Consider the following 12,781-nt stretch of genomic DNA (forward strand, 5'->3'; position numbering starts at 1 on the left):
TAACGAATACCCGAACAAGTGTCGGCAATCAAGGAAGGGGGATTCACGTGGTAGCGATCGACAGACAGAAAATAAAAGAGAGGATCGAGGACAAACTTCGCACCCTCTGCGACTTGCACGGTGTCGCCGGATACGAGGAGGACGTCACGACCTATGTCTTGCAGGAGCTGGACGGACTGGTCGATGAATCGTCGGTAGATCCGCTCGGCAATATTCTGGCGAAAAAGAAAGGGAATGGCAAGAAGAGCCTGATGATTGCCGCCCACCTCGATGAAATCGGCCTGATGGTGCGCCATATCGATGACAAGGGCTTCCTGTACGGCGTCAGTATCGGCGGAATCCGTCCGCAAAATCTGTTTGCCAGGACATGCGTGGTCAAGACCGAAAAGGGGCTGGTAAAGGGCTTGATCAACAGCGTCAATCCCGGACGTCCAAAAGCGATGACGACCATCCCGGACGTAAGCGAGTTTTTCATCGACCTGGGTGTTTCCAGCAGAGAAGAAGCAGAAGCGCTCGGCGTAGAAATCGGAAACACCGTCGCCATCCATTACGACTTCGACATCCTGGGGAACAAAGTGGTGGGGAAAGCGCTGGACGACCGCCTGCTCGTGTTTATTTTGCTGGAAGCCTTGCGCCTGCTGAAAGAGACCGGCATCGAAACAGTCGACCTGTACCCGGTCTTTACCGTGCAGGAAGAAGTCGGCTGCCGCGGGGCGCGCACTGCGGCCTACACGCTCAATCCGGATATGGCTGTCGCGCTCGACATTACTGTCGCCAATGACACGCCGCAAATTCCCGCACATGAACGGATTACCGAACTGGACAAGGGACCGGCGATCAAGCTGATCGACAAGGTGCCGACCGGACTCGGATTGATTGCTTCCCCGAAAGTAGTCCGTCTGATGAAACAGACGGCGAAGAAGCACGACATCAAGCACCAGATGGAAGTGTTCATGGCAGGTTCAACGGATGCTGCTACCATTCATCTGGAGCGGGGAGGAATTCCGTCCGGAGCCATTCTCGTGCCGACCCGCTATGTGCATGCGCATGAGATGGCGTCCATCGACGATATTATCGATTCGATCGCCCTGCTGTACCATTTCATCGCGGAAGTTTCACAGGAGCAGTAGTGCGTAGTAGGGGTAGTGGCATGGCAAAAAAGGTGTCGCTGATCATTTGCTTGGTGACAATCGGGTCTGTGCTCGGTCTTTTGCTCACCGGCTGGCTTGCAGCCTTGCATCTGGTGAATACGGTATTTTTTTGCTCCCTCTGTTTGCTGATTGCAGGCATCATGCTGCTCTTGCTGGAAAAAGGCTTCTTTGACCGCCTGGTCGTCGGCTTTAAACGGTTTTTTCGCAGCTTTGACAAGAGCAAGCAATTTCTCGACGAACTGGAAGGAAAAAAGCAGCATCTTCCCCGTTCTCGTACATTTGCCTTTACCATGCCCGTGCTTCTGTCCGGTGTCATCCTGTTTTTGCTTACGATCTTTACTGCGTTTCTGCTTTGAATGACTACTGTGTCAGGAGGGATTGCTTTGTACGCACACATAAACGGAACCCGCATCTTTTTTGATGTGGAAGGGGCCGGCTTCGTCCCGGACGGTCCCCGGATGAAAGAAAAACCGGTATGCTTCGTACTGCACGGCGGCCCAGGCGGCGACCACACCGGCTTCAAGCCAGCGCTCAGCCCGCTTGCAGAGGACATGCAGCTCGTCTACATCGACAATCGCGGCAGCGGCCGTTCGGCGAAAGGTCCTCAATCGACCTATTCACTTGACAACAATGTGGAGGACATCGAGGCTTTGCGACAGCATCTGGGACTGGAGAAGATCGTGTTGCTTGGCCAATCCTACGGCGGCATGGTAGCGATGGAGTACGCGAGACGATACCAGCAAAACCTGCGCGGACTTATCCTCGTCGTCACTTCTCCAAGCTACGCGTACATCGAAAAGGCCAAGGAGATCGTCAAGCAAAAGGGGACGAAAGAGCAGCAGGAAATGGCGCAAATCTTGTGGGATGGCGCCTTCGTCTCTGACGAGCAGCAGCTTCAGTACTACGATGTGATGGAATCGCTGTACTCCTACACCTACAAGGATACGCCCGAGTCGCGGGAAGCCAGGGAGCATGCCAAGCAGCGCGCAAATCGCTGCCACGAGGCGCTCAACGAAGGGTTTGCCGGATTCATGCGCCAGTTTGATGTGACAAGCGCACTGTCCTCTTTTACGATTCCTACGCTGATCATCGGGGGACGGCATGACTGGATTACGCCGATCGAGGCATCCATCTACATGCACGAGCAGATTCCGAACAGCACGCTGGTCATATTTGAAAACAGCAGTCATAAGGTGTTGAAAGATGAATACGAAAAATTCCTGACAACCGTGCAGGATTTCGTCTCACAGCAGTTGTCCGTCCGAACAGGACAGCAATAAATACAGACAAGAAAACGAACACAAGGGGGAATCGTCTTGCAGGGAAAGAAAAAACTCATGCTGTTGACTGCCGCTTGCGCCCTGATGCTTTCTGCATGCAACTTTACGGGCTCCAGCAGCACACCGGCTCCATCCGCAGGGGAAGGCACCGACGCCAATCCGCAAGCGGCTGCACCGTCGCCGCAAGTGCTCAATCTAGTCGAGAGCTCTGACATCGCTTCACTCGATGTTATGACCGCCCACGACACGTATTCCAACAACATTTTGAGCAACTCGATGGAAGGATTGTACGGCCTGGACAAGCAAGGGCAGCCCGTTTTGACCGGGGCCAGCGACCACAAGGTGAGCGAAGACGGACTCACCCATACCTTTACGATCCGGGACAGCGTCTGGAGCAACGGCGATCCGGTGAAAGCGAGCGACTACGAGTTCGCCTGGAAGCGCACGTTCCGCGAGACCGGCTACTACGGCTACATGTTCAGCAATGCGAAAATCCTGAATGCCGATGAAATCTCCAAGGGAGAAGCGTCTCCGGACGATCTCGGCGTCAAGGCAGAGGACGACAAGACGCTCGTCGTCACGCTTTCTGCACCAAGCCCGCTTTTGCCATCGTACCTGATGTTCACCCCTTTCTATCCGGTCAATGAAAAGGTCGTGACCGAACTGGGCGACAAGTACGGACTGGAATCCAACCAGGTCGTGTACAACGGTCCGTTCGTAGTCGAAGATTGGAAGCATGAGCAAGGCTGGAAGCTGAAGAAAAACGATCAGTACTGGGACAAAGACAACATCCAGATGGAAGAGATCAATTTCTTTGTCGTAAAAGAGGAATCGACCGCGGTAAACCTGTTTGACACGAACAAGGTAGACCGGATCAAGATTTCCTCGGCCTACGTCGACCAGTACAAAGACGATCCAAACTACAGCATCGAAAACAGGGGCGGTCTGGGCTTCCTGCGCTTCAATCACGGGCATCCGGCGCTCTCGAATGCAAATATCCGCAAGGCCATCGACATGTCCATCGACAAGCAAGGACTGGCAGACATCGTCATTAACAACGGCTCCTCGCCTACGTATTTCCTCGTGCCGAAATCGGCAAACCCATCTCCGGGCGGGAAGAACTTCCGTGAGATCAACGGCGATTTCACCGGAACAGTGGAAGATGCGAAGGCAGCCTTCCAGCAAGGCTTGACGGAAATCGGAGCAAGCAACGTCAGCCTGAATATTTTGGCGGCTGACACGACAGAGTCCAAATCGATTGCCGAATACTTGAAAAACCAGTTGGAAACCAATCTCGACGGACTGGAGATCAAGATTTCCGTACAACCGCTGCAGCGACGTCTGGAATTGGAAAAGGCGATTGATTACGACATTTCCATCTCTACCTACGTCCCGTTGAATTCCGACCCGATCTCCTATCTGGAAATGTTCGAGACAGGCGGCAACTTCAACCGTATGGGCTACTCCAATCCGCGATACGACGAGCTGGTAATCCAGGCGAAGGCAGAGCTCGACATGGAGAAACGCTACGACCTGATGCTGGAGGCGGAGAAAGTTCTGTTTGCAGACTCGGCAATCGCTCCACTCTACCAAAGCGCCGACTCGATCGTGCAAAAACCATACGTGAAAGACTTTGTTTCCTACCCGGCGACACCGCAGTACGGGTACAAATGGGTGAGAATCGAAGGCAAGTAAGCTCGCAAATAGCTTCTCTGTATGAGGATGTATGAAAGACTATGCATCCTCATTTCAATTCATCTGTCAGGAGTGGGGATATGGGACGATATATCATTACCCGATGCATCTATATGCTCGCCGCGCTGTTTGTCATTATCTCCTTGACGTTTTTGCTCATGCAGTTGCTGCCGGGGACGCCTTTTAGCGGTGTCGAGGAATTGACGGAACACCAGATCGAGCAGTTGAACGCAAAGTACGGATTGGACCAGCCTGTACCGATCCAGTACCTGAAGTATTTCGCCAACCTGCTGCAGGGAGATCTGGGAGAGTCTTTCAAGTATCAAGGCAGGGACGTCACGACGATCATCGCGGAGCGGATTGGACCTTCGGCACTGATCGGGGCACAAGGTCTGATTTTTGGCACGGTCGTCGGCCTGTTTCTCGGCATTGTCTCCGCTGTCAGGCACAACTCGATCTTTGATTACGGCGCTGTCTTTTTGGCGGTCCTGGGGATGTCGGTTCCCTCGTTTGTCTTTGCGGCCTTGCTGCAATACTACGTCGGCGTAAAGCTGGGCTGGCTGCCGCCTGCGCTGTGGGAGGGCTATGCGAACACGATTTTGCCGAGCATTTCCCTTTCTGTACTGGTCATGGCGACAGTTGCCCGCTACATCCGCACAGAGATGCTGGAAGTGCTGGGACAGGACTACGTGATGACGGCGGAGGCGAAGGGGCTGAAAGGAAGTACGGTCCTGTTCCGTCACGTCGTGCGCAACGCCTTGATCCCTGTCCTGACGATGCTCGCTCCGTTGGCTGTAGGAATTATTACGGGAACGCTGGTCATCGAGAAAATTTTTGCGGTACCTGGCATTGGCGAGCAGTTTACCAGCTCGATTTTGATCAATGACTACAGCGTGATCATGGGCATTACCATTTTTTACAGCGCGATTTTTATCGTGACGATCTTTATCGTCGACCTGTTGTACGGCATCGTGGACCCGCGCATCCGGTTGAGCAAAGGGGGAAATCGTGAATGAGCGTTTACAAACAGAAATTTCCCGATGAATGGTTTGAGCCTGCCCCGATCGTCAACCAGCCGAAGGACGAGCAGACAGAGACGAATCATCTCAGCTTCTGGAAGGACGCCTGGATCCGCCTGCGCAAAAACAAGGGAGCGCTCATCGGGCTTGCACTGATCGTCCTGATCATGGTCATGGCGCTTATCGGTCCGTACTTCAACGAGTACAAATACGACCAGCAAAACATTCAGTATTCCAACCTGCCCCCGAAGATCGCAGGACTGGAATGGCTCGGATTTAACGGAAAGGACTTTAACGGAGTGGATCAGTACGCGGCACGCGGTGTCGAGGAGCAATTCTGGTTCGGAACCGACCAGTTCGGACGGGACATCTGGACGAGAGTCTGGATCGGGACGCGAATCTCGCTCTACATCGCCCTGCTGGCTGCTACGCTCGACCTCGTGTTCGGCGTCATCTACGGCGGGATTTCCGGGTTTTACGGAGGAAGAGTGGACAACATCATGCAGCGCATCATCGAGGTGCTCGTCGGTATCCCCAACCTGATTCTGGTGATATTGTTTATTCTCGTGCTCGAACCGGGGATCATGTCGATTACGCTGGCGATGGTGATTACCGGATGGGTCGGGATGGCCCGGGTCGTCCGCGGACAAATTTTGCAGTTGAAAGGGCAGGAATTCATCCTCGCTTCCCGTACCCTTGGCGCCTCCAACCGCAAACTGTTTCTCGACCACTTGCTTCCCAACACGCTTGGAGCGATCGTGATTACGCTCATGTTTACGATTCCGACGGCGATTTTTTCCGAGGCGTTTTTGAGCTTTATCGGACTCGGTTTGCAACCGCCGCTGGCATCGCTTGGAATCCTGATCGACGACGGCTACAAATCGATGAAGCTGTTTGTGTACAAAATGATTTTCCCTGCTATCGTAATCAGTACGATCATGGTCAGCTTCAACCTGTTTGCCGATGGGCTGCGGGATGCCCTGGACCCGAAAATGCGGAAGTAAGAAAGGAGAGATATGCGTGGAAAAAGTGTTGTCAGTCAACGGGTTATCTGTATCTTTCCGGACTTATGCCGGAGAATTCAACGCCTTGCGCGGTGTCTCGTTTGACGTAGCCAAAGGCGAGACGCTGGCGATCGTAGGCGAGTCGGGATCAGGCAAATCCGTCACGGCAAAGGCGATTATGAAGCTGCTGCCCAAGCAGAACAGCAAAATCAACGCCGGTGAAATTATGTACAAAGGAAGAAATCTCGTGTCGCTGGGCACAAGAGAGATGCGGAAGCTGCGCGGTTCGGAGATTTCCATGGTCTTTCAGGACCCGATGACTTCGCTCAATCCGACGATGACGATTGAAAAGCAAATCAGCGAAGGCTTGCGCGAGCAACAGGGGATTTCCAAAAAAGAAGCGAGGGCTGTAGCACTGGAGATGCTCAAGCTGGTCGGAATCCCCAACCCCGAGGACAGGCTGAAGCATTACCCGCACCAGTTTTCGGGGGGGATGCGGCAGCGCGTCGTCATCGCCATGGCCTTGGCCAGCAAGCCCAATATCATCATTGCCGATGAGCCGACGACTGCACTCGATGTGACGATCCAGGCGCAGATTCTCGAATTGATGAAAGACTTGCAGCAGAAAATGAAGACTTCGATCATCCTGATTACGCATGACCTGGGCGTTGTGGCGAATATGGCTGACAGGGTCGCCGTGATGTACGCCGGCGAAATCATCGAGGTCGGAACGGTCGACGAAATTTTTTATCAGCCCAAGCATCCGTACACATGGGGCTTGCTTTCCTCCATGCCGAAGCTGCATGTGGACCGCAATGAAAAGCTGCACCCGATCGCCGGATCGCCGCCCGATGTGAGCCAACTGCAGGCAGGATGCGCATTTGCCGCCCGCTGTCCGTACGCCATGAAAATTTGCCATACCCATAATCCGGAAATGGCTCCGCTGTCGCAGACGCACGCGGCTTCCTGCTGGCTGTTGCATCAGCAGGCGCCAAAAGTTGTCCCGCCCGTGGGAGAGGGGGAAGCATATGTTGCAGAAACAACCACTCATTGAGATCACAGAGCTGACCAAACATTTTCCGGCCGGCAAGGGAAAATCGCTGAAAGCAGTAGACGGCGTCTCCCTGACGATCTACAAAGGCGAGACGTTGGGGGTCGTGGGGGAGTCGGGCTGCGGCAAATCGACTTTGGGGAGGACGCTGATCCGGCTGTACGAGCCTACTTCCGGGCGTATTGTGTACGACGGCAAAGACGTCCAGGAGATGAAAAGCAGCGAAGAGAAAAGGGCGTTCCAAAAGAGCATGCAAATGATTTTTCAGGACCCGTATTCTTCGCTCAATCCGCGTAAAACCGTGCTGGAGATTGTCTCCGAAGGGATACGGATTCACGAGCCCGCACAAACCGCCGAGCAGATCAGGCAAAACGTCTACCGCCTCCTGGAAATGGTTGGTCTGAGTCACAGGCATGCCACCCGTTATCCGCATGAATTCAGCGGCGGTCAGCGGCAGCGCATCGGCATCGCCCGCGCTTTGGCAGTCAATCCCGAGTTCATCATCGCGGATGAGCCGATCGCCGCTCTCGACGTGTCCATACAGGCGCAGATCGTCAATCTCCTGAAGGAATTGCAGGAGGACCGGGACTTGACGTATCTGTTTATCGCCCATGACCTGGCGATGGTCCGCTACATCAGCGACCGGATCGCGGTTATGTACCTCGGAAAAGTGGTCGAGCTTGCTTCCAGCGACCAGCTTTACGAAAGACCGCTCCATCCATATACGGAAGCGCTGCTGTCGGCAATCCCCGTGCCAGATCCGCGCATTGAGCGGACGCGGGAGCGCATTTTGCTGGAGGGAAGCATCCCCAGCCCGATGGACCCGCCGAGCGGATGCCGCTTTCGTACGCGCTGCCGGCACGCTACGGACATCTGCAGCCAGGTCGTTCCGGAGTGGAAAGAGATCGAAGCGGATCATTTTGTCGCCTGCCACCTGCACAACTGACTGGGTCGATCAGGAGAAGATGTAACAAGCAGGATGACAGCCAAAGCTCCTACGCATACTAGTACGAGATTGGATGATGGTACGACCATTCATTCTCGACGAAGATGTGAAGGAGGGGCAGCGGGGTGCAGAAGGAAGCTGCTACACAGGACAGGAAAAGAGGAGTTATTCTCGCCGTTCTTATTTCCGGGGCAATCGTAGCACTTTTTAATCAGACACTGTTAAACACGGCTTTGCCGAGATTAATGGAAGATTTTCATATCAGTACATCAACAGCGCAATGGGTGATCACCATCTACATGCTGGTAAACGGCGTGCTGATCCCGACGACAGCTTTCTTGCTGCAAAAATTTACGACGAGGCAGTTGTTTCTTGCGGCGATGAGTCTGTTTACATTGGGTACGCTTATCTGCGCCATCGCGCCTGTGTTTGGGCTGATGCTGGTGGGCAGGGCGGTACAGGCGTCGGGGGCAGGAATCCTCATGCCTTTGATGACAAATGTAATCTTTTTTCTGTATCCGAAAGAGGAGCGCGGCCAGGCGATGGGGTTGGTGGGGATCGCCATGGTGTTTGCCCCGGCGATCGGTCCGACGCTGTCTGGCTGGATCGTCGAACACTATTCCTGGCACGTGCTGTTTTACATGATCCTCCCGATCGCGCTAGTCGTATTGACCGTTTCGTTTTTCGTCTTGCAAAACGTGACCGAGACCCGCAATCCGAAGCTGGATGTCTGGGGCGTGATTTTTTCCACCATCGGTTTTGGCGGTCTGCTGTACGGTTTCAGCTCGGCCGGGGAGTACGGCTGGGGAAGCCGCATGGTACTCGTTCCGATCGTCGTCGGTCTGATCAGTCTGGCAGTCTTTGTCACCCGCCAGTTGCGAATTGACAATGCGCTGCTGGAGTTTCGCATCTTTACTACGCCTACGTACTCGCTTGCCGTGCTGATCAGCCTGATGGTCTTTATGTCGCTGTTTTCCGGGATGATCCTGTTGCCCGTCTACGTGCAAAACATCCTCGGCTTGAGTCCGATGCAGTCCGGTCTGCTGCTGTTGCCGGGAAGTATCGCCATGGGGATCATGTCGCCGATCACCGGCAGGCTGTTTGACAAATACGGCGCCCGCTGGCTGGCGATCATTGGCCTGGCGATCACGATTGTCACCACGTACTTTTTGACGAGGCTGACGTTGCATACGACGTTCTTGTACCTGGTGACGATCTATACGATTCGCAGCTTCGGGCTTTCCATGCTGATGATGCCGGTGATGACTGCCGGGCTGAACTCGTTGCCGCTGCACTTGAACTCGCACGGAACGGCGATGTCCAATACGATCAATGCCGTGGGAGGAGCGATCGGGACGGCGCTGTTCGTCTCCATCATGTCTTCGCGCAGTGCCGTCCATACGGAGCGGTTTATCCGCGAGCATCAGCTCAACCCTGCCGATCCGGCCCACCTGCAGCGGGCGACCATGGAAGGCATGACGATGGGGACCAACGATGCCTTTCTGGTAGCAGTCGTCTTCGCTGCCTGTGCGCTCATTCTCGCGTTCTTCCTCAAGGAAAGGGACGGTGAGAAGCTGGACCGGGTAAGCTATCAGCAAAAAGAGCCGCAACCAACCTGACAAAAAAAGAGTATGGGCGCCGATGTCATTGGCGTCCATACTCTTTTTTGATTACCCTTGCTTTCGCATTTGTCCCAGTTCTTCTACGATCGCTGTCATTTCGTTGATGCCAAACGACGTTTTCTTTTGCACCATATTGTACAGATAGAGCAGGTCCTCGTAGTGCTCCAGGTCAAAGTCTTCCGGGCGCATGACTGCCGTGTTTGCCATGTTCAGCTTCGCCTTGATTCCCTCGATGATGATGGCGAGGTTCTCCAAAGTAGGCTGGTTCAAATCCGCCATTTCGCTCTCTCCTCTCGCGCTCCCGCTTTATTTGGTCAACTGTCCGCGTGTCACACCCAATTGATTGGTCGCTTTCAGGGTGCGCCAGACATGAGTGCCGCTTACTTCCCCGCGCAGCGCTTGGCGGTACAAACGTACGACCTCCTGCACGCGCGCTGGTTCTTCTTCGAGAAATTCGATCCGGTAGCTGCCGACTTGCAGCCTGCGGAACTCTTCCAGATATTCTGCCCCGGATTGATCGATCGCATTGTACACAGTGTTGCGGCATCCGGTATCGACGCGTACGGGATGCGAAAAACCGACGCGGTCCTGCAGCGAGACACGGGAAGTCTCGCAAGGCGTCCCGCAGTTGGTGTGATCGGTTCCTTCACTGAGGAATGTACAGTACACACAGTGCTCGGTATGGAACATCGGCATGTGCTGATGGATCACCAGCTCCATTTTCGCTGCATCCGAGCGGCCCAACAGGTCGACCATTTGCTGGATGTTCAGGTCGTATGAAGGGGTGACGCGTTCCATTCCGCAATCGAGGAACAGACGGACAGCCTTGTGATTGGCGATATTCAGGGAGAAGTCGCCGATCAGGGGGATGTCGATCTCATCGCGGCGGGACATGTAGTAGTACAAAGCCCCGGTGTTGCGGACGAGGATCGCATCTGGCCTGGCTTTTGCGATCAACGCCAGTACGCCGTTTTCATCCGGCATGTGGATGCGCATGGTGGCAATTCCGATTTTTTTGCCGTACTGATGGGCCAGCTTGACCGCAGCCGGATACTGCTTGACGAACTCGAAGTCGGCGTACAGGAAGTCGATGTCGGTCTGTGCTGCCGCCTCCACTTGTTCGAGGGAACGGCAGAGGGCCGTGAGCAGCGGTTTTTCGACCGCCTGCTTGGCAGGGACATCGGCGTACACATCCACCCGTCGCTTTTGATAGACAGGGGGCTCGGCGCGCATGTGCAGCAGCTTCTCCGCCGCTTCCCGCCTCATCCGGTTCAGTTCGCTGACGGGCAGGATCAGATCGCCATCCAGCTCGAGCGTCAGATCATCGGCGCTCAAGGAAAAGATGGTGCCTCCGAGCCTGCCGAGCTGATCGTGCAGCAGACTGTGTGTCAGCGGCCGCTTCAAGGCTTTCTCCAACACGATGTCGGACTGGATGGTAACAGCGTGCTGTTCCAGCTTGTCCACCCAGGTCACTTTCAGCTTTTCTCCTGCTTTGCCGCTAGCGTGTACGGCCAGCGGGAAGGTGCGGTACGGCTTTTCCGTCTCGAATGTCTTGCGCAGCCGCTTGTCGAGCTCGGGGTCGCTCGTCTTCCAGACCCGGTCGCCGACATGGATACGCTTCAGGTTGACGTCGTTTCGGCCCATGACGATCTCGTACAAGCCGTTCGATACTTCGCCCTCCACCTTTTTATTGCGCGCCAGGATGTCGTAGATGCGTCCGCCTTCTTCTTTTTGCGTCGGATCGCCAGCGTCAAACACGATTCCGTCCCCGCGCTTGACCGGCGACTGAATTTCTACGAGCAGCCCGTTGGAAAGCTTTTTCTTGACCGTGCCGAGGTAGACGCCGCGGCTTTTCGGAAAACTGCCGTCGACCAGCTGCTTGTTGTTGGTCCCTTCCAGAAAGCCGTGCGTGAATCCGCGGGAGAAGCTCTGCTGCAGCTCGCGGATTTCCTCTTCTGTAGGCGCTGTATCGTGGCCCGCGAAGTAGCGGTCGATCGCAGCCCGGTATTTGCTCACCACGTTGGCGACGTATTCCGGCGATTTCAGCCGTCCTTCTATTTTAAAGGAAGTGACGCCCGCCTCGATCAGTTCAGGGACGAGGTCGATTGCAGCGAGATCCTTGGGCGAGAGCAGGTAGGCGATGTTGCCCATCTCTTTTTGCACGCCGTCAACGATCAAATCATACGGCAGGCGGCAGGCTTGCGCACATTCACCCCGGTTGGCAGAGCGTCCGCCCCACATTTCCGAAGTCAGGCATTGACCGGAATAGGAGACGCACAAGGCGCCGTGGACGAATACTTCCATCGGCAGCTTCGCTTTTTCTCCGATCTTCCGGATTTCCTTGAGCGAGTTTTCCCGTCCCAGCACGACCCGCTCGATGTCGAACGGCTTGGTAAATTCCACCGCTTCCGGCGAGGTGATCGTCATCTGGGTCGAGCCGTGGATCGGGAAGTCCGGCGATATTTCCCGAATCAGCTTGACCAGTCCCAGATCCTGGACGATCACGGCATCCACGCCGGCGTCAATACAGGCCTCGATCAGTTCCTGGGCGTCTCTCAGTTCGTCTTCAAATACGAGAATGTTAAAGGTCAAAAACCCTTTTACCCCATAGGTGTGCAAGTACGCCATAATCTCCGGCAATTCGGCCATCTGAAAATTCTCCGCGCGGGCACGGGCGTTAAACTTTTCCACGCCAAAAAAAATGGCGTTGGCACCGTTGGCGACAGCCGCTTTCAAACAGTCCCAATTGCCGGCCGGAGCCAACAACTCAATATCTTCACGCTTGATCCCATTTCGCATGTGTATGTCAAAACCTCCAGGCATGATAAACAAGCTACTCTCATCATAGGGAAATGTACTGGTGAGGGCAAGCGAAAGATCATGGGTGGGGCAAAGAGGTGCAGTGGGGAAATTCATACAGGAGTTCATTGCAGACAGTAGGGAAGGGGAGGGGGAATCGACGAAGGCATGCGAGCGGGTGGGCATGGAGCATTTTTGAACAGGAGCAGTCTCT

General features: G+C 54.7%; 11 protein-coding genes. 9 read left to right on the forward strand and 2 right to left on the reverse strand.

Annotation, left to right across the window (positions count from 1 at the left end; translation table 11 throughout):
- The first annotated feature begins 47 nt into the window (after positions 1-47).
- The 9 genes from ACAF76_RS04785 (at position 48) to ACAF76_RS04825 (ending at position 9,765) form a co-directional block, all read left to right on the forward strand.
- Positions 48-1,130, forward strand: coding sequence for a M42 family metallopeptidase (locus ACAF76_RS04785; protein WP_400162762.1), 1,083 nt, complete (start codon positions 48-50; stop codon positions 1,128-1,130).
- Between the two features lie 20 nt (positions 1,131-1,150).
- A complete protein-coding gene (locus ACAF76_RS04790; RefSeq protein WP_400162763.1) occupies positions 1,151-1,507 on the forward strand; it encodes a DUF3899 domain-containing protein in 357 nt (118 codons plus the stop codon).
- A 27-nt stretch (positions 1,508-1,534) separates the two neighbouring features.
- Positions 1,535-2,431: an alpha/beta fold hydrolase gene (locus ACAF76_RS04795; RefSeq protein WP_400162764.1), complete on the forward strand. Its 897-nt coding sequence runs from the start codon at positions 1,535-1,537 to the stop codon at positions 2,429-2,431.
- A 36-nt stretch (positions 2,432-2,467) separates the two neighbouring features.
- Positions 2,468-4,126: a peptide ABC transporter substrate-binding protein gene (locus tag ACAF76_RS04800; protein ID WP_400162765.1), complete on the forward strand. Its 1,659-nt coding sequence runs from the start codon at positions 2,468-2,470 to the stop codon at positions 4,124-4,126.
- A gap of 80 nt (positions 4,127-4,206) precedes the next feature.
- Positions 4,207-5,142: an ABC transporter permease gene (locus ACAF76_RS04805; RefSeq protein ID WP_400162767.1), complete on the forward strand. Its 936-nt coding sequence runs from the start codon at positions 4,207-4,209 to the stop codon at positions 5,140-5,142.
- Complete coding sequence (gene opp3C, locus ACAF76_RS04810; protein ID WP_400162768.1) at positions 5,139-6,149, forward strand: oligopeptide ABC transporter permease; 1,011 nt, start codon at positions 5,139-5,141, stop codon at positions 6,147-6,149. The genes ACAF76_RS04805 and opp3C overlap by 4 nt, the downstream gene beginning before the upstream one ends.
- 16 nt (positions 6,150-6,165) lie before the next feature.
- Positions 6,166-7,203, forward strand: coding sequence for an ABC transporter ATP-binding protein (locus ACAF76_RS04815; RefSeq protein ID WP_400162769.1), 1,038 nt, complete (start codon positions 6,166-6,168; stop codon positions 7,201-7,203).
- A complete protein-coding gene (locus ACAF76_RS04820) occupies positions 7,178-8,146 on the forward strand; it encodes an ABC transporter ATP-binding protein (protein ID WP_400162770.1) in 969 nt (322 codons plus the stop codon). The genes ACAF76_RS04815 and ACAF76_RS04820 overlap by 26 nt, the downstream gene beginning before the upstream one ends.
- Before the next feature lie 125 nt (positions 8,147-8,271).
- Positions 8,272-9,765, forward strand: a complete 1,494-nt coding sequence (locus ACAF76_RS04825; RefSeq protein ID WP_400162771.1) for a DHA2 family efflux MFS transporter permease subunit — start codon at positions 8,272-8,274, stop codon at positions 9,763-9,765.
- 51 nt (positions 9,766-9,816) lie between these two features.
- Here ACAF76_RS04825 and ACAF76_RS04830 read toward each other — a convergent pair whose 3' ends face one another.
- The gene (locus ACAF76_RS04830) at positions 9,817-10,047 is read right to left on the reverse strand and encodes a DUF1128 domain-containing protein (protein ID WP_400162772.1); all 231 of its coding nucleotides are present in this window, start codon (positions 10,045-10,047) and stop codon (positions 9,817-9,819) included.
- Positions 10,048-10,074: 27 nt separating this feature from the next.
- Complete coding sequence (locus ACAF76_RS04835) at positions 10,075-12,567, reverse strand: DUF3656 domain-containing U32 family peptidase (RefSeq protein ID WP_400162773.1); 2,493 nt, start codon at positions 12,565-12,567, stop codon at positions 10,075-10,077.
- Between the last annotated feature and the right edge of the window lie 214 nt (positions 12,568-12,781).

This window comes from Brevibacillus sp. TJ4 (assembly GCF_044627595.2).
Classification (GTDB): domain Bacteria; phylum Bacillota; class Bacilli; order Brevibacillales; family Brevibacillaceae; genus Brevibacillus.